Annotated in this window: 18 protein-coding genes; 10 read left to right on the top strand and 8 right to left on the bottom strand. The window is 73.8% G+C overall.

The features are described 5' to 3' along the window. Nucleotides 1-83 precede the first annotated feature (83 nt). On the top strand, nucleotides 84-278 hold the full coding sequence (locus D1J63_RS12765) for a hypothetical protein (protein WP_030145837.1): 195 nt from the start codon (nucleotides 84-86) through the stop codon (nucleotides 276-278). Here D1J63_RS12765 and D1J63_RS12760 read toward each other — a convergent pair. Together D1J63_RS12760 and D1J63_RS12755 are read right to left on the bottom strand one after the other, a co-directional pair. After that, entirely contained in the window at nucleotides 268-474 is a 207-nt protein-coding gene (locus D1J63_RS12760; RefSeq protein WP_125628972.1) for a DUF397 domain-containing protein, read from the bottom strand. The two genes, D1J63_RS12765 and D1J63_RS12760, sit on opposite strands and share 11 nt — an antisense overlap. Beyond that, nucleotides 471-1,334 carry a helix-turn-helix transcriptional regulator gene (locus D1J63_RS12755; protein WP_125628971.1) on the bottom strand — a complete coding sequence of 288 codons (864 nt, stop codon included), beginning with the start codon at nucleotides 1,332-1,334 and terminating at the stop codon, nucleotides 471-473. The genes D1J63_RS12760 and D1J63_RS12755 overlap by 4 nt, the downstream gene beginning before the upstream one ends. A gap of 150 nt (nucleotides 1,335-1,484) precedes the next feature. On the opposite strand from D1J63_RS12755, the gene mshB reads away from it, so the two are divergent. The 3 genes from mshB to D1J63_RS12740 all read left to right on the top strand — a co-directional run bounded on the left by mshB (nucleotide 1,485) and on the right by D1J63_RS12740 (nucleotide 5,226). Continuing rightward, entirely contained in the window at nucleotides 1,485-2,372 is an 888-nt protein-coding gene (gene mshB, locus D1J63_RS12750; protein WP_125628970.1) for an N-acetyl-1-D-myo-inositol-2-amino-2-deoxy-alpha-D-glucopyranoside deacetylase, read from the top strand. Then, nucleotides 2,369-2,791 carry a DUF6113 family protein gene (locus D1J63_RS12745; RefSeq protein ID WP_125628969.1) on the top strand — a complete coding sequence of 141 codons (423 nt, stop codon included), beginning with the start codon at nucleotides 2,369-2,371 and terminating at the stop codon, nucleotides 2,789-2,791. Before mshB ends, D1J63_RS12745 begins: the two co-directional genes overlap by 4 nt. A 155-nt stretch (nucleotides 2,792-2,946) precedes the next feature. After that, nucleotides 2,947-5,226, top strand: coding sequence for a hypothetical protein (locus D1J63_RS12740; protein WP_125628968.1), 2,280 nt, complete (start codon nucleotides 2,947-2,949; stop codon nucleotides 5,224-5,226). Nucleotides 5,227-5,411: 185 nt separating this feature from the next. Here the strand turns inward: D1J63_RS12740 and D1J63_RS12735 are convergent, their stop codons facing one another. Further along, entirely contained in the window at nucleotides 5,412-6,284 is an 873-nt protein-coding gene (locus D1J63_RS12735; protein ID WP_125628967.1) for a transglutaminase-like domain-containing protein, read from the bottom strand. A gap of 66 nt (nucleotides 6,285-6,350) precedes the next feature. Next, entirely contained in the window at nucleotides 6,351-7,379 is a 1,029-nt protein-coding gene (locus D1J63_RS12730; protein WP_125628966.1) for a GNAT family N-acetyltransferase, read from the bottom strand. Between the two features lie 140 nt (nucleotides 7,380-7,519). On the opposite strand from D1J63_RS12730, the gene fdxA reads away from it, so the two are divergent. Next, complete coding sequence (gene fdxA, locus D1J63_RS12725) at nucleotides 7,520-7,840, top strand: ferredoxin (RefSeq protein ID WP_003973842.1); 321 nt, start codon at nucleotides 7,520-7,522, stop codon at nucleotides 7,838-7,840. A 122-nt stretch (nucleotides 7,841-7,962) separates the two neighbouring features. Further along, nucleotides 7,963-9,060: a bifunctional succinyldiaminopimelate transaminase/glutamate-prephenate aminotransferase gene (locus tag D1J63_RS12720; protein WP_125628965.1), complete on the top strand. Its 1,098-nt coding sequence runs from the start codon at nucleotides 7,963-7,965 to the stop codon at nucleotides 9,058-9,060. 231 nt (nucleotides 9,061-9,291) lie between these two features. On the opposite strand, the gene D1J63_RS12715 is transcribed toward D1J63_RS12720, so the two are convergent. Then, the gene (locus D1J63_RS12715) at nucleotides 9,292-9,723 is read right to left on the bottom strand and encodes an ATP-binding protein (protein WP_102931443.1); all 432 of its coding nucleotides are present in this window, start codon (nucleotides 9,721-9,723) and stop codon (nucleotides 9,292-9,294) included. A 331-nt stretch (nucleotides 9,724-10,054) separates the two neighbouring features. After that, nucleotides 10,055-11,035 (bottom strand): heavy metal transporter, encoded by a 981-nt coding sequence (locus tag D1J63_RS12710; protein ID WP_125628964.1) that lies wholly within the window; start codon nucleotides 11,033-11,035, stop codon nucleotides 10,055-10,057. Between the two features lie 83 nt (nucleotides 11,036-11,118). Between D1J63_RS12710 and dapE the strand changes: the two genes are divergently transcribed. Next, nucleotides 11,119-12,198 (top strand): succinyl-diaminopimelate desuccinylase, encoded by a 1,080-nt coding sequence (dapE, locus tag D1J63_RS12705; protein ID WP_125628963.1) that lies wholly within the window; start codon nucleotides 11,119-11,121, stop codon nucleotides 12,196-12,198. Between the two features lie 117 nt (nucleotides 12,199-12,315). Next, nucleotides 12,316-13,074 carry a TIGR00730 family Rossman fold protein gene (locus D1J63_RS12700; protein ID WP_102931440.1) on the top strand — a complete coding sequence of 253 codons (759 nt, stop codon included), beginning with the start codon at nucleotides 12,316-12,318 and terminating at the stop codon, nucleotides 13,072-13,074. Between the two features lie 40 nt (nucleotides 13,075-13,114). On the opposite strand, the gene folP is transcribed toward D1J63_RS12700, so the two are convergent. Beyond that, a complete protein-coding gene (gene folP, locus D1J63_RS12695) occupies nucleotides 13,115-13,987 on the bottom strand; it encodes a dihydropteroate synthase (protein WP_164713174.1) in 873 nt (290 codons plus the stop codon). A 191-nt stretch (nucleotides 13,988-14,178) separates the two neighbouring features. Between folP and D1J63_RS12690 the strand changes: the two genes are divergently transcribed. After that, nucleotides 14,179-14,538 carry a DivIVA domain-containing protein gene (locus tag D1J63_RS12690; protein ID WP_108989523.1) on the top strand — a complete coding sequence of 120 codons (360 nt, stop codon included), beginning with the start codon at nucleotides 14,179-14,181 and terminating at the stop codon, nucleotides 14,536-14,538. Then, nucleotides 14,535-15,119, top strand: a complete 585-nt coding sequence (locus D1J63_RS12685) for a DNA-3-methyladenine glycosylase I (RefSeq protein ID WP_125628961.1) — start codon at nucleotides 14,535-14,537, stop codon at nucleotides 15,117-15,119. Before D1J63_RS12690 ends, D1J63_RS12685 begins: the two co-directional genes overlap by 4 nt. Nucleotides 15,120-15,690: 571 nt before the next feature. On the opposite strand, the gene D1J63_RS12680 is transcribed toward D1J63_RS12685, so the two are convergent. Next, entirely contained in the window at nucleotides 15,691-16,494 is an 804-nt protein-coding gene (locus D1J63_RS12680) for an enoyl-CoA hydratase-related protein (RefSeq protein WP_125628960.1), read from the bottom strand. Nucleotides 16,495-16,510: the final 16 nt, after the last annotated feature.

Below are 16,510 nucleotides of genomic sequence, written 5' to 3'. Positions count from 1 at the left end.
GCCCGCTGCGTGGATTTATCTGCCCCGAGCTCCGACTGCGACCGACCCCCCCATGTCCCTGGGCCCATTGGAGGTGAGCCGCCGTGGCACTCTCGATTTCGGCGGTTGTGCTGCTGGCGATCATCGTCTTCCTGCTCGTCAAGAAGTCAGGCTTGAAGGCGGGGCATGCGGTGGTGTGCATGCTCCTCGGCTTCTACCTGGCCTCCTCGACGATCGCACCCACGATCAGCGAGCTGACGACCAACATCGCGGGGATGATCGGAAGCATCAACTTCTGACCGTGCCGGCCACGAAGCGGACCCAGGCCTCCGGCGCCAGCGCGAGCCGGGGGCCGGCGTCCGGCCGGTTCTTCGAGTCGCGGACGTGAACGGTGTCGGGGTCGAGGGCGACCTCTACGCAGGAGTCCGTTTCCGCACCGCTGCTGTAGCTGCTCTTGGACCACACCAGTCCTGTGGACGAGGACGTGCGGATCATGTCTCCCCCAGCAGTTGCTCGATGAAGGCAGCCGACTCACGCGGGGTGAGGGCCTGCGCCCGGATGATGCCATACCGCAGTTCGAGGATACGGACCTGCCTGAGGTCGGTCACCGGGCGGCCGTTGGCGACGCCAGGGGAGCGGCCGACCGCTGTGCCGTCCTCGAACTTCAGGACCTCGATGCCGCCGTCCACCCCGGCGTGCTCCTCGCGGTCCATCGGCATGACCTGGATCTCGACGTTCGGCAACTGCCCGAGCATCAGCAGGTGTTCCAGCTGCCGCCGTACCACCTCGGTTCCCCCGAGCCGCCGCCGGAGCGTCCACTCGTCCTGCACGAAACCGAGTTCGGGCGCCGGGTCGCGCTCGAAGACGGCTTTGCGAGCTGTACGCGCGGCCACGCCCCGCTCGATCTCGTCCTCCGGGTAACGAGGCCGCCGCATGCGGAACAGCGCTCGGGCGTACTCGGGCGTCTGCAGGAGGCCGTGCACGTTCACCGGGTCGTAGAGCTGCAGCTCCACCGCCCGCGCCTCCATCTGCGCGAGATCCCGCACCTTCTTCGGATACCGGACCTTCTTCACGTCCTCCTTCATCGCCGCGACGATCCCGCCGGCGGCCAGCACCTCGTCCGCCCTGTCCAGGTACTCGGGGCGCGGGATCCGCCTGCCGCCTTCGACCTTGTACACGAGGTCCTCCCCGTACCCGATCGCCACCGCGAAGTCCGGAGCCCGCATCCCCGCCGCCTCCCGGCGCAGCCGGAGCTGCCGCCCCACCGTGGCGATCACGGCCAGGGCCCAGTCGTCGTCCGGGTCCACCTCCCACCCCGGCTCGTCGACCTGGTCCGTCCCGGCGTCCACCGACATGTCGCACCCCTCCTCGCTCCCGCGTCGCACGGCCGTGCCCTACCCGGAACAACGCCGACGACAGCGCCGACGGCACTGGACAAGGCCCGGACAGTTCCGTACGGCCCGTGCGGGCGTGAGCACGGGGTCCGGGCCTCATAGGGTGGGGGCATGACGGATCTCCCCGGCCGGCGTCTGCTGCTGGTGCACGCGCACCCGGACGACGAGTCGATCAACAACGGCGTCACCATGGCCCGGTATGCGGCCGAGGGCGCGCACGTGACGCTGGTGACCTGCACCCTCGGTGAGCGGGGCGAGGTCATTCCGCCCGGGCTCGCCCATCTGTCCGGCGCCGCCCTGGGCGGTCACCGCAGGGGCGAGCTGGCGGACGCGATGCGCGCGCTCGGCGTCGACGACTTCCGGCTGCTCGGTGGGCCGGGGCGGTTCGCCGACTCCGGGATGATGGGGCTGTCCGACAACGACGACCCCGGCTGCCTGTGGCAGGCCGACGTCGACGCGGCCGCCACCCTGCTCGTGGACGTCATCCGCGAGGTGCGCCCCCAGGTGCTCGTCACCTACGACCCGAACGGCGGCTACGGCCACCCCGACCACATCCAGGCCCACCGCATCGCCATGCGCGCGGTGGAACTGGCGGCCGAGGCCGGGTGCCCCGTCGCCAAGGTCTACTGGAACCGCGTGCCGCGCTCCCACATCGAGGACGCCTTCGCCCGGCTCCGGGACGAGCTGCCCGGACTGCCGTTCGACAAGGCGGCCGAGGTCGAGGACGTACCGGGCGTCGTCGACGACGCGCTGGTCACCACCGAGATCCGCGGCGACGGCACCCCGTACGCCGCCGCCAAGGCCGCCGCGATGCGCGCGCACGCCACCCAGGTCACGGTCGCCGAACCGTACTTCGTCCTCTCCAACGACCTGGCCCAGCCCCTCCTCACCACCGAGTACTACGAACTGGTGCGCGGCGAGCGGGGCGCCGGCGACGGACGCGAGAGCGACCTGTTCGCCGGGGTCACCGCGACCCCGGAGCACGGGGTGGCCCCGTGAGCGGCCGCAACGAGCCCGCGGGCTCCGCACTCGCCCAGCCGCTGCGCCCGCCCTCGGCCGGCCGGGCCCTCCTGTACGTGGTGCTCTTCGTGCTCGGGGCCGTCATCGGCGCCGCGGGCGCGCTGTTGCAGCCGGCCTGGTTCCCGGGCGGGCTGCTGCTCGCCCTGGCCGCCGAGGCGGGACTGTGCCTCGGGGCGGGCCGCGCCGTGGGGCGCCGGGGCGGGGCCGTCGCACCCGCCCTCGGCTGGGCGCTCGCCGCGGTGCTGCTCACCGCCAGCCGGCCGGAGGGCGACTTCCTCTTCGCCGCCGGTGCCGGGTCCTACCTCTTCCTGCTCGGCGGGATCGCCGTCGCTGTGATCTGCGCCACCCTCGCGCCGGTGCGGCAACCGGACGGCGACTCCACCCGACTTCGCAAGTGACGTACCGCTTCGCCGTGCCGCGGGCGTGCGGGTCCCGTGTGGGTTTCCCCGGCGGTCACGGGATACGCGTGAGAAGTGGCCAGTATGGTGGTGCGCGCCGCCGAGCCGCCCGCTGATGGCGTGACGGGCGGCGGAGCCAATCGGGAGAACCTGCCTTGAGTCGTGAAACTGACAGTTCGTCCTCCGGGCCGCACGGGCGCGGCGGAGCCGCATACCCCTCGGGCACCCCGCCCTACGGGACACCCACGGCTTCCGACGCCGGTGCGGACGCGGGCCGTTCGGCCACGCGGCCGGAGGAGCGCAAGACCGAGACGACGCTGACGACCCGGATCCGGATCAACATCCCCGGGTCGCGGCCCATCCCGCCGGTCGTCGTGCGCAAGCCCGTCACGGACGGCGAGGACGCCGCGGCCGACGGCGCGGAGGCCACCACGACGGGTGAGCGGCCCGCGCCGGCGTCGAGCGCCGCCGCGCCCGCGGGCGGCGCCCCCGAGGCCCCCGCCGAGCCCGCTCAGTCCGCCCAGCCCGCCGAGGAGAAGCCGACCAGCGACTGGTTCGCGCCCCGCAAGTCGGGTCAGGGCAAGGGCACTCCAGGTGGCGGTTCCACCAACGGGGCCGGTCTGCCGGGCGGTTCGCCGGCGCCCGCCGCGGGTCCGGGAGCCACCGGTGCGCCGGGCACCCGGGGCACGGGTCCCGCGGGTGCTTCCGGTGCCGGTGCGCGACCGGGCGGCGGGAGTGGCCGTCCCGGTGGCGTCGTCGGCTCCATGAGCGCACCCGGCGCCGCCCGCTCCGGTGCGACCGGCGGGCCCGTGGCGCCCGGCCACGGCGGCGGCACCGGTTCCTTCGACGTGACCGAGGCGCTGGCGGCCGGCCCGCTGGGCGGCATCGGCAACGGCAACGGCTCCCGGCCGGGCGCCGGGGGCGAACCGGGCCGCGACGACCGGCCGGACTTCGCGGGGGAGCGCGGCACCGACCAGGGCCCCGGCGCTTCCGGCGGGCAGCACAACGGCCTGAACGGACAGTCCCCGTACGGCGTCGGACCCCAGGGCCCCGCCGGTCCGACGAGCGGCCCGGCCACCGGCGACAGCCGGCTGACGCCGCCCCCGGCCGGCGATCTCGGCGGCCCCGGGGCTCCGGGCGGGCAGCGCGAGGCCGCCCCGAACGGCCTGCGCGGCCCGGGGAGCCTCGGTGGTCCCGGCGGCCCGGGTGGCCCCGGCAGGCCGGCGGGTCCCGACGCGACCCGCCCCGGCCCCGGCGGCGGGCTCAGCGACGACACCGCGATCCTCACCCCGCAGCGGCCGGCTCCCCCCGGCATGGGCAACCCGGACAACGTCTCCGGCAACACCGTCACCAGCGGTATCCCCGTCGTACCGGGCGGGCGCGACGAGCCGTTCCGGGCCGCGCCCGGCGACGGACCGCTCCCGCACACGCCGCCCAAGCTGCCCGAGCCGGTCTCCGCGCCCCCGGCGAGCTCCGCCAAGCCCGCCAAGAAGAAGGGGCGCAAGAAGCTCCCGCTGCTCGTCGGCGGCCTGGTCGTGGTCGCCGGTGTCACCTACGGCGCCGGCCTGCTCATGAACCGCTCCGACGTGCCCAAGGGCACCACCGTGCTCGGCGTCGACATCGGCGGCGGCACCCGCGACGACGCCGTGGAGAAGCTGGACAAGGCCCTCGGCGCCCGCGCGGCCAAGCCGCTCAAGCTCACCGTGGGCGGCGACACCGTCTCCCTCAAGCCCGACCAGGCGGGTCTCCAGCTCGACACACAGGCCACGGCCAGCAACGCGGCGACGAGCGACTACAACCCGATGTCCGTGATCGGTTCCCTCTTCGGCCAGAAGCGGGTCGTCGAGCCGGTCATGCCCGTCGACGAGGAGAAGCTGCACGCCGCCCTGGAGGACGCCGCCGGCGGGGCCGGTTCGGTGACCGAGGGCACGATCAAGTTCGAGTCCGGCAAGGCCGTCCCCGTGTACGGCAAGGCCGGCAAGGGCATAGACGTCGCCAAGTCGACCGAGGCCGTGCAGGCGGCTTACCGCACCCAGGTGGAGACGGGCACCGCCACCGGGGTGAACGTGCCGACGACCACCAAGCAGCCCACGGTCTCCAAGGCCGAGGTCGACCGGATGATGAAGGAGTTCGCCGAGCCGGCGATGTCGGCCCGCGTGACCGTGCAGACGGACCCGGCCCACTCGATTCCGCTCAGCCCCGAGAAGTCGCTGTGGAAGTTCCTGAGGGTCACGGCCGTCGACGGCAAACTGGTCGACAAGCCCGACCTGAACGCCCTCAAGGAGCTCTACGGCCAGACCTTCGACGGCGTGCTCATCACCCGCGCCAACGGTGACAAGACGCCCGTCACCCCGCAGGACGTCTACGGCGCCATGCGCCAGGCCCTGAAGAGCAAGACAGACCGGGTGGCGGTCATCGACACCAACCCGAGCTGACACGAGCCACGACTGCGACAGGGGCTCCCGGCACCCGCGGGGCGCCCCTGCCGCACACCTGCGGGCAATCGTGCCGCTGGGGCGATGGGGGTCCCCCCGCTCGAGCGAAGCCGAGAGTGGGGGAGGGTGGGCGCAGGCGGCGCCCTGTCAGCGCGGGCAAGCGCCCCCACCCGGCGCCCCCACGGTCAGTTCAGCATCGCCCGAGCCGCCCGCGCCTCCCCCCGCACCTCCTCCGCGACCGCCTCGTCCACCGCCGACACCACCTCGGCGTACGCCTCCAACTCCCCGGCCCCCGCCAGGAACTCCCCCCGCTGCACCAGCAACCGCGCCCGCTCGTACCGCAACCGGGCCGCATGCGCCGGCAACAGCAGCGCCAGGTCGATCGCCCACAGTCCCACCGCCGACTGCTCCGGCCGCCCCGCCGCCCACGCCCGGATGTTGTTCAGCACCCGGGACACCACCTCCAACGGCGCGGCGGGTTCCAGCATCGAAGGCCGCAACTCCGCCCCCGTCGCCCCGGCGACCAGCACCTCCGCGTCCTTCCCGCCGAGCAGCCGCCCTCCGTCGAACGGGTCGACGAGCACCCGTTCCCCGGCCGCCGCGTCCTCGGCCCCGAGCCCGACCACGAAGTGCCCCGGCAGCGCGACCCCGTACACCGGTGCCCCCGCCCGCCGGGCCACCTCCAGCCACACCACCGACAGCAGGATCGGCAGCCCGCGCCGCCGCCGCAGCACCTCGTGCAGCAACGACGACTCCAGCCGCTGGTAGTCCGCTGCGACCCCGTGGAAGCCGTACCGCTCGCCGAGCAGGTCCCGCAGCGCCTCGGCCCAGGCCCGCGGCGTACCCGGCCGGAACGGCAGCTCACCGGCCAGCCGGTCCAGCTCCACCTGCGCGGCGTCCAGTCCCGCCTCGTCCAGCGCCCCGTCCGCCTCCGCGCCCACCAGCAGGCACAGCGTGGCCAGGTCGGGCCGCTCGGACCGCGCCTCCTCGGCGAACCGCCGCCGCACTTCGGCCGAACGTTCCGGCGACGGGGGCCGGAGGGGATGAGGATGAGGCATGGCCGGCTCGTGCCCTTTCACAGTGCTGTCGAGACGAGGTGGGGCGAGGTGGGGAGGGATGGTCGGCTACCGGTCCGTCGCGGTGTCCCCGGGCTCCCGGTAGTGGTGGTAGGCGTGGTGCGCGGCGAAGCCCATCCCGGCGTACAGCGCCCTGGCCCCGGCGTTGTCCGTCTCCACCTGGAGCCACGCCGCCGACGCGCCCTCGTCGAGCGCCCGCCGGGCCAGCGCGGCCATCACGGCGGTCGCCAGCCCCCGGCGCCGCCGCGCGGGGTCGACCTCGACGGCCGCGAAGGACGCCCAGCGCCCGTCCACGACACACCGTCCGATCGCCGCCGGGACACCCGGGCCGTCCGCGTCCGCGTCCGCACCGGGCACCGTGGCGAACCACACCGACGGCCCCCCGCCCAGTACCCGCAGGGCCACCTCGCTCACACCCCTGCGCCGGTACCGGGCCAGCCACGCCTCGTCCGCCTGGCGGGAGAGGACCACACCGGCGCCCTCGGACAGGTCGGCGACCGGTGCGAGCCCGCCGGTCCACACCTCCGCCGTCACCTCCCGCACCCAGCCCCGCCGCTCCAGCTCCGCGCACAGCTGCTCCTGCGTGCCGGCGGCGCCGGTGGCGGTCTGCACGTACGCGGGCAGCCCGCGCTCGCCGTACCAGCGTCGTACGGCCGTCAGCGCCTCGTCGAGCGGCAGTCCCGGGTCGCCGAGCGGCAGCACGGAGTTGGCCCGCCGGGTGAAGCCGCCGGCCGCCCGCAGCTCCCACGCGCCGAGCCGCTCGCTCTCCACCGGGGGCCAGGCCCGCGCGGCGACCCGCGCCAGCTCCTCGTAGGACGCGGCGGGCCCGCGCCGACGGGCGGGCGCGGCCGGCACGACCTTCCCGGCGACCAGGTCGGACTCGGCGACACGGACGCTCTCGCCACTCTTTCGTGTGATCAGCAGCACACCATCGGTCCATGATGTGAGAACACCGACCGTGTCGGTGAACCTCTCACCTGCGACACCAGTGTCGCTCAAGCGCCGTACGGAGACTCGTTTGCCCACGTCAGCAGCGGTGATACGGACCTCAAGTCGCCCTGCGGCAGAGATTTCCACGGGTCTGTCCACCCCTCCTGTTCGGATCATGCCCAGGAACGGAGATACTAGGGGCGGGCATCGACGACGCCGCGCTCCCGCGCGCCAGGCGGCGGAGCCTACGGAGGCCCGCCAGCGCCCTATCGAGGAGGAACGACAGCGTGACCTACGTCATCGCGCAGCCTTGTGTCGACGTGAAGGACAAGGCGTGCATCGAGGAGTGCCCGGTCGACTGCATCTACGAGGGCCAGCGGTCCTTGTACATCCACCCGGACGAATGCGTCGACTGTGGTGCCTGTGAGCCGGTCTGCCCGGTCGAGGCGATCTTCTACGAAGACGACACTCCCGAGGAGTGGAAGGACTACTACAAGGCGAACGTCGAGTTCTTCGACGAGCTGGGCTCGCCCGGCGGCGCCAGCAAGCTGGGGCTGATCGAGCGCGACCACCCGTTCGTCGCCGCGCTGCCGCCGCAGAACCAGTAGGAGCGGCCCGCACACGCGCCGCCTCGGTCCCGTACGGCCCGCTCACCCCGATCGGCGCCGCACGGGACCGAGGCGTTTGCCGCAGCACCGGGCGCCGACGAGCAGAGGGAGAGCAACCCACCGTGTCCGCAGTCTCCGACCGACTTCCCACCTTCCCCTGGGACCAGCTGGAGCCGTACAAGAAGACGGCGACGGCCCACCCCGGCGGCATCGTCGACCTCTCGGTCGGCACCCCGGTCGACCCGGTGCCCGAGCTGATCCAGAAGGCCCTGGTCGACGCGGCGGACTCCCCGGGCTACCCGACCGTCTGGGGCACCCCGGCCCTGCGCGACGCGATCACCGGCTGGGTCGAGCGCCGGCTCGGCGCCCGCGACGTCACCCACCGCCACGTGCTCCCCATCGTCGGCTCCAAGGAACTGGTCGCCTGGCTCCCGACCCAGCTGGGCCTCGGCCCCGGCGACCGGGTGGCCTTCCCGCGCCTGGCCTACCCGACGTACGAGGTCGGCGCCCGCCTGGCCCGCACCGAGTACGAGGCGTACGAGGACCCGACCGAGCTGGACCCGGCGGGCCTGAAGCTCCTCTGGCTCAACTCCCCGTCCAACCCGACCGGCAAGGTCCTCTCCAAGGCCGACCTGACCCGGATCGTGGCCTGGGCCCGCGAGCACGGCGTCCTCGTCGTCTCCGACGAGTGCTACCTGGAGCTGGGCTGGGAGGCGGACCCGGTCTCGGTCCTCCACCCGGACGTCAACGGCGGCTCGTACGACGGCCTGGTCGCCGTCCACTCCCTCTCCAAGCGCTCCAACCTCGCCGGCTACCGCGCGGCCTTCCTCGCCGGCGACCCGGCCGTCCTGGGCCCGCTCCTGGAGATCCGCAAGCACGGCGGCATGATGACCTCGGCGCCGACCCAGGCGGCCGTGGTGGCGGCCCTCGGCGACGACGAGCACGTCCGCGTCCAGCGTGAGCGCTACGCGGCCCGCCGCACCGTCCTGCGCGAGGCCCTGCTCGGCCACGGCTTCCGCATCGAGCACAGCGAGGCCAGCCTCTACCTCTGGGCCACCCGCGACGAGTCCTGCTGGACCACGGTCGCCCACCTGGCCGACCGAGGCATCCTGGTGGCCCCGGGCGCCTTCTACGGCCCGGCAGGCGAGAACTTCGTCCGCGTAGCCCTGACGGCCACAGACGAACGCATCCAATCAGCAGCATCCCGCCTGAAGGCGTAAGTCCCCGCCCCGGCTGTGGTCACTCGCCCCGCCCCGCCCGCCCTGGCCGTGGGCAGTCGTTCCGCCCCGCCCGCCCCGGCTGTGGGCAGTCGTTCCGCAGGGCGGAACGGGTGGGCACAGCCCCCGACGCCGGACCACGGCCAAGACACGCCCACCGCACCGACGTAGGCAAGCAAAACGCCGGGGCCTGGGAACCCCAGACCCCGGCGCCGCGCCGCTCAAGCCCGGCGCTCAGCCGACCGGCAGACCCTGAACCGGCAGCCCGCCCTTACCCAGCGCGTCCGTCGGCAGCCCACCCTGCGTCGCGGTCGACGCCGTGTCACCCACGATGTCCCCGGCGGCACCCGCCGCACCCCCCGCGGCGTCCTGCGCGGCCGGCGTGGCCTTCTTGACGGCCGATCCACCGGTCTTGCCCGCGGCCGGCACGGCCTTCTTGACGGCCTTGCCGCCGGTGTCGCCCGCGGTCTCGGTGACGTTCTGCGCCGCGGAGGCGGCGGTGTTGCCGACGTTCGCCCCGTCCAGGGCGGTCAGCCCCCCGAGGTTCGGGGTGGCCGGCAGTTCGGGAGCCGCGCTGGCGGAGCCGGCCGCACCGACCCCGGCAGCCGCTCCCGCAGCGACGAGCAGCGCGGCACGGGCGATCCGGCGGGTCAGGGGGAGGGACATGATGCTCCTTCGACGGAAGTCAACGATGGGAAATCCGACCGTGCCCGGAAGCGATCGGAGAGTGATCGACCGGGCTCGGACGCAGTGACTACCGCTCGAGAGCCACGAAGGTTGCGGCGGCCCAACGTAAAGAGTTGGTAATGCGTCGCATTATCAGGTGCACAGAAAAACGGGCAAAAGGGCGCCGGTCGGAAAGTCTGCTGAATCCTTACGGCCCTTGATTTTCCTGGGCCCCGACGCGTTCGGGGGTGAGGGCGCGCAAACCCGTGACCCGCGTCGACCTCACGCCGGCGCGGGTCACTCGCGAAGGTGACGGTTTCGTACGGGCGCGCTACCAGCCGGACGTGATCCGCACCGGCCCGGCCGCCCGCTCCGCGCCCTTGGTGCCCTCACCGCCCGCCGGTGACCACTTGCTGTCGGTGTTGCCCGCGGTCCACTCCCGGCCCGCGTAGGTGACCCGCTGGATGTGCAGCGAGGAGGCGTTGGCCACCGCCCAGTGCGCCACCTGCCAGCCGCGCCGCTCGGTCTCCCGCTGTCCGCCCGCACCGGCGCCGCCGGTCACGGGCACCGTCACGGTCCGCTCGTCGGAGGCGCCCGCGGAACGGGCGGCGCCCGTGTCGGCGCCGCTGCCGTCGGACACCTCCGCGCCGGCCGGTTCGAGCACGGCGTGCCCGAACTCCCGCACCAGTGCCGCGCGTACCGCGTCCGGCCCCTTCCGAGGAGTCGAGCCGGGGCGCCCGTCGCAGGTCAGCGTCGCCGCGGACCGTCCGGTGAGCGCGGCGGCGAGCAGCTCGGCGTCCGGTTCGTGCTTGGCGTACGCGTCCGGGAAGCCGCTGCGCTGCACGCGCTGCGCGGCGACGGTCAACGGCAGCTCCTGATAGTCCGGCACCTTGACCAGGTGGTCGTAGAACTCGCCCGCCGCGTACGCGGGGTCCATGATCTCCTCCGGCGTGCCCCAGCCCCACGAGGGCCGCTGCTGGAACAGGCCGAGCGAGTCCTTGTCGCCGTAGTCCAGGTTGCGCAGCGTCGACTCCTGCAACGCGGTCGCCAGAGCGATCGTCACGGCCCGCTCCGGCAGCCCCCGCGCGGTGCCCACGGCGGTGATCGTCGCCGCGTTCACGGCCTGCTCCGGCGTGAACTCGTAGGTCGTACGGCCGTCCTTGCCGGAGGCGACCTTGCAGCCCGGAGCGCCCGCGCCTCCGGTGACGTACTGCACCGCCAGATAACCGGCGACCGCGAGGAGAGCCACGGAGGCGGCGCCCGAACGGGCGAGGCGGCCACGGCGTTTGCGGGGTGGGGACGGCTGAAGCACGCGTACAAGGTACTGGAGGGTAGGGTCCGGTGTCCCCCGGGTACGGACACTGCCCGAAAGGGCAGGGCGCTAGGGTCGGGGCCATGGCCGATACCCCGCTTGACCTCACGCTGGACGCCGCGGAGCTTACCGCGCGGCTCGTCGACTTCCCGTCCGAGAGCGGCACCGAGGAGCCGCTGGCGGACGCGATCGAGAGCGCCCTGCGGGCCCTGCCCCACCTGTCGGTCGAGCGGTACGGCAACAACGTCGTGGCCCGTACGGAGCTGGGCCGCGCGGAGCGCGTGATCCTGGCCGGCCACATCGACACCGTGCCGATCGCCGGCAACGTACCCTCCCGGCTGGACGAGGACGGGGTGCTGTGGGGCTGCGGGACCTGCGACATGAAGGCGGGCGTCGCGGTCCAGCTGCGCATCGCGGCCACCGTCCCCGCCCCCAACCGCGACCTGACCTTCGTCTTCTACGACAACGAGGAGGTCGCCGCCGAGCTGAACGGCCTGAAGCACGTCGCCGAGGCGCACCCCGAGTGGCTGGAGGGCGACTTCGCGGTGCTCCTCGAACCCTCCGACGGCCAGGTGGAGGGCGGCTGCCAGGGCACCCTGCGGGTGCTGCTGAAGACGGCGGGGGAGCGGGCGCACTCGGCGCGCTCCTGGATGGGCTCCAACGCCATCCACGCCGCCGCCCCGATCCTCGCGCGCCTGGCGGAGTACGAGCCCCGGTACCCGGTGATCGACGGTCTGGAGTACCGCGAGGGCCTCAACGCGGTCGGCATCACCGGCGGGGTGGCGGGCAACGTCATCCCCGACGAGTGCGTGGTCACCGTCAACTTCCGCTACGCCCCCGACCGCAGTCCGGAGGACGCCCTCGCCCACGTGCGCGAGGTCTTCGCGGACTGCGGGGTGACGGAGTTCGTGGTCGACGACCACAGCGGCGCGGCCCTGCCCGGCCTGTCCCACCCGGCCGCGGCGGCCTTCATCGAGGCGGTGGGCGGCACCCCGCAGCCCAAGTACGGCTGGACGGACGTCTCCCGTTTCTCGGCGCTCGGCGTGCCCGCGGTCAACTACGGCCCCGGCAACCCGCACTTGGCGCACAAGCGCGACGAGCGGGTCGAGGTGGCGAAGATCCTCGCGGGCGAGGAGCGGCTGCGCTCCTGGCTGACGGCATGATCCACGGCGGTCGCGACGGGTTTACGTCGCAGCGTGGCGGACATGCTGAGGTCCCTCGCACGTAACCCGCGTAGATCTACGCTGAGGTGGAAGAACCTGCAACTGGAGGGAGCGCGCATGGCTACTGGCAACCCCGAGGGCAAGAAGCGGCCACCGGAGGAGCAGCGCATGGGCCCCGTCCTCCGGCGGCGGGACCAGGTGCAGGAGAGCACCACGGACCAGCGCCTGCTGGACGAGCGTGCCCCGACGGACTGGGTCCACACCGACCCCTGGCGGGTGCTGCGCATCCAGTCGGAGTTCATCGAGGGCTTCGGCACCCTGGCCGAACTGCCGCCCGCCATCAGCGTCTTCGGCTCCGCCCGGACGCCGGTGGACTCACCGGAGTACGAGGCGGGCGTGCGGCTGGGCCGCGGCCTGGTGGAGGCCGGCTTCGCCGTCATCACCGGCGGTGGGCCGGGCGCCATGGAGGCGGCCAACAAGGGCGCCCTGGACGCGAAGGGCATCTCGGTCGGCCTGGGCATCGAACTGCCCTTCGAGCAGGGGCTCAACCCCTACGTCGACATCGGCCTGAACTTCCGCTACTTCTTCGTCCGCAAGATGATGTTCGTGAAGTACGCGCAGGGCTTCGTCGTCCTGCCCGGCGGCCTCGGCACCCTGGACGAGCTGTTCGAGGCACTCACCCTGGTGCAGACCCAGAAGGTGACCCGCTTCCCCATCGTCCTGTTCGGCTCCGAGTACTGGGGCGGTCTGGTCGACTGGCTCCGGGGCACCCTGGTCGCCCAGGGCAAGGCCGCCGAGAAGGACCTCCTCCTCTTCCACGTCACGGACGACGTGGACGAGGCGGTGGCCCTGGTCTCCAAGGAGGCGGGCCGCTAGGGGGCCCGCCACGGGCGGGGGCGTGGACGAGGGCGAGGTCCTACGCCAGCCCCCGCCGGGCCACCGCGGGCTCCCGGTGCCCGGCGATCGTCGCCACCATGTCCAGGACCTGCCGGGTCTCCGCCACCTCGTGCACCCGGTACACCCGCGCCCCCAGCCACGCCGACACCGCCGTCGTCGCGAGCGTGCCGATCACCCGCTCCTTCACGGGCCGGTCCAGCGTCTCCCCGACGAAGTCCTTGTTCGACAGGGACACCAGCACCGGCCACCCCGTCTCCACCATCTCCCCGAGCTGCCGCGTCGCCTCCAAGCTGTGCCGGGTGTTCTTCCCGAAGTCGTGCCCGGGGTCGATCAGCACCGACTCCCGCGGCACCCCGAGCCCGACCGCCCGCTCGGCCAGCCCCAGCGTCACCCGCAGGATGTCGGCCACGACGTCGTCGTACGTCACCCGGTGCGGCCGTGTCCGCGGCTCCGCGCCGCCCGCGTGCGTGCACACCAGCCCCACGCCGTACCGGGCCGCGACCTCCGCGAGCTTCGGGTCGACGCCGCCCCACGCGTCGTTCAGCAGGTCCGCCCCGGCCTCGCAGACGGCCTCGCCGACCTCGTGCCGCCAGGTGTCCACGCTGATCACGACGTCCGGGAAGCGCCGCCGCACCTCCGCGACGAAGCCCACCGTCCGCCGCGCCTCCTCCGCGGCCGACACCTCGTCCCCGGGGCCGGCCTTCACCCCGCCGACGTCGATGATCGCGGCGCCCTCGGCCACCGCGTGCTCCACGCGCGCGAGGGCGGGCTCGTCGCGGAAGGTCGCCCCCTGGTCGTAGAAGGAGTCGGGGGTCCGGTTCACGATCGCCATGATCACCGGCTCGTGCGCCGTGAACTCACGCCTGCCCAGCCTGAGCGTCCCCTGTGACATCTTCTCGTCCATACCCGTTCTCTCGTCCCGCTCTCGACCTCGGGTGCGCGGTCCTTCGACGGCCGCGGCCCCGACTGTCAGACTCGCATGGCACGATCGGACCCGACACAACCGACTCCGATCCAACCGACTCCGCCGACTCGACCGACTGCGACTCGGCGCGGACTCCGACCCGACCATGGGGGCCAGCGATGGTCATGTTCCTGTTCCTCGTCATCGCGCTGGCCGTCGTCGTGGCCGCGGTGACGCTCGCCGTGGTGGGCGGCGGCGACAGCGGGCCGCTGCCCGAGGCCGCGCCCGAGCGGGTACGGGACGCGCTGCCCCCGGACCGCCCGGTGGGCCGCGGCGACGTGGAGCGGCTGCGCTTCCCGCTCGTCGTCCGCGGCTACCGCATGGCGGACGTCGACGACGCCCTCGGCCGCCTCGGCGCCGAGCTGGCCGAGCGGGACGCCCGGATCGCCGACCTGGAGTCCGCGCTGGCGGGCGCCCGGGCCGCGGCCGCCCACCGCCACGTCGTCATGGACAAGCCGGCCCCGGAGGACCAGCAGTGAGCGCCGGGGAGGCCGTCGCGGGCCCGGACGGCGCTCTGCGCTGCCCCTGGGCGCTGTCCACCGAGGACTATGTCACGTACCACGACGAGGAGTGGGGCCGCCCGGTCCACGGCGACGACGCCCTGTACGAGCGGCTCAGCCTGGAGGCCTTCCAGTCCGGCCTGTCCTGGATCACCATCCTGCGCCGCCGTCCCGGCTTCCGCAGCGCCTTCGCCGGCTTCGAGATCGCCAAGGTCGCCGCCTTCACCGACGCCGACCGCGAGCGCCTGCTCGCCGACGCCGGCATCATCCGCAACCGCGCCAAGATCGACGCGACCCTCGCCAACGCGCGCGTGCTGGCCGGCTGGGCCGCCGGGGACCTGGACGAGCTGATCTGGTCGCACGCCCCGGACCCGGCCGGTCGACCGGCCCCGAAGACCCTCGCCGACGTCCCGGCCGTCACCCCGGAATCGACGGCCCTGTCCAAGGCCCTGAAGAAACGGGGCCTGCGCTTCGTCGGCCCGACGACGGCGTACGCCCTGATGCAGGCATGCGGCCTGGTCGACGACCACCTGGCGAGATGCGTGGCCCGCCACACCTGAACCACCGGTCCCCACAACCGGCGGCCCACCTCCGACGGCCGCCGCCCGGCCCGGTCGCCCGCTTCCGGCCCGTACGCCGGCTACCCGCCCAGGCCTGGGGCGGTAGGCCGACACCGACGGGCGTGCCCCGCCCGGTCGCCTGCCTGCCTGGCCCGGGCGCCCGCCTCCGGCCGTATCCCGCCAGCGTCTGCCGCCCGGCCCGGTCGCCCGCCTCTGGACCCGTACGCCCGCTATCCGCCCAGGCCCTCGGCCGTGCGCCGTACCGGCGCGACTGCCCCGCCCGGTCGCTCGCTTCCGCCCCGTACGCCCGCTATCCGTCCAGGACTGGGGCGGTAGGCCCGCACCGGCGGGCGTGCCTCGCCCGGCCGCCCGCCTCCGGCGGTGCACCGGCGGCTGCCTGTCCGGTCCGGGCGCCCGCCTCCGGCCCCGTGCGCCCGCTATCCGCCCAGGCCCTCGGCCGTGCGTTCGTACCGGCGTGACTGCCCCGCGCGGTCGTTCGCCCTCGGCTGTCGCGCGGCCCGGGCGAGGCGGCGCGGGCGTCGTCAGCAGGTGACGTCGGCCCCCCCCGGGCCTACCGGCCCAGGTACTTCGGCTTTGTCTTCTCCACGAATGCCCGCACCGCGATCGCGTGGTCCTCCGAGGACCCCGCCCGCGACTGGAGCTCGTCCTCCTTGTCGAGCGTCTCGGAGAGGGAGTGCGTCAGCCCGTACGCCACCGCCTCCTTCATCGCCGCGTACGCCACCGTCGGACCCTCGGCCAGCGCCCGCGCCGTCTTCTCGGCCTCGGCGCGCAGGTCGGCGGCGGGGACGACCCGGCCGGCGATGCCCAGCTCGTAGGCCTCCTGCGCCTTGATGCTGCGTGGGAAGAGCAGCAGGTCGGCGGCGCGCCCGGGGCCGACGACGCGCGGCAGCGTCCAGGAGATGCCGGAGTCCGCGGTGAGCGCCACGCCCGCGAAGGACGTGTTGAACGACGCCGTGTCCGCGACGATCCGGTAGTCCGCCGCGAGGGCGAAACCGAGGCCCGCCCCTGCCGCCACGCCGTTCACCGCCGCGACCACCGGCTTCTCGGCCCCGGCGAGCGCCCGCACGATCGGGTTGTAGTGCTCGCCCACCGTGCTCATCGTCTGGCCAGAGCCGGTCTCCCGGTCGGCGGCCAGCAGCCCGATGTGCTCCTTGAGGTCCTGGCCGACGCAGAACGCCCGATCGCCGGCCGCGGTCAGCAGCACCGCCCGTACGGCGTCGTCCGCCGCCGCGGAGCGCACCGCCTCCCGGAGCGCGACCTTGGTCTCGATGTTCAGCGCGTTCATCGCCTCGGGGCGGTTCAGCGTGATCGTCGCGAGCCCGTCGCTCACCTCGTAGAGCACGGTGTCGGCCATGGAGATCCCCTCCGCG

It is taken from the genome of Streptomyces sp. KPB2, assembly GCF_003950055.1.
GTDB lineage: Bacteria > Actinomycetota > Actinomycetes > Streptomycetales > Streptomycetaceae > Streptomyces > Streptomyces salinarius.
Note: the sequence above shows the minus strand (reverse complement) of the source record. Positions and strands in the feature narration are given on the sequence as shown.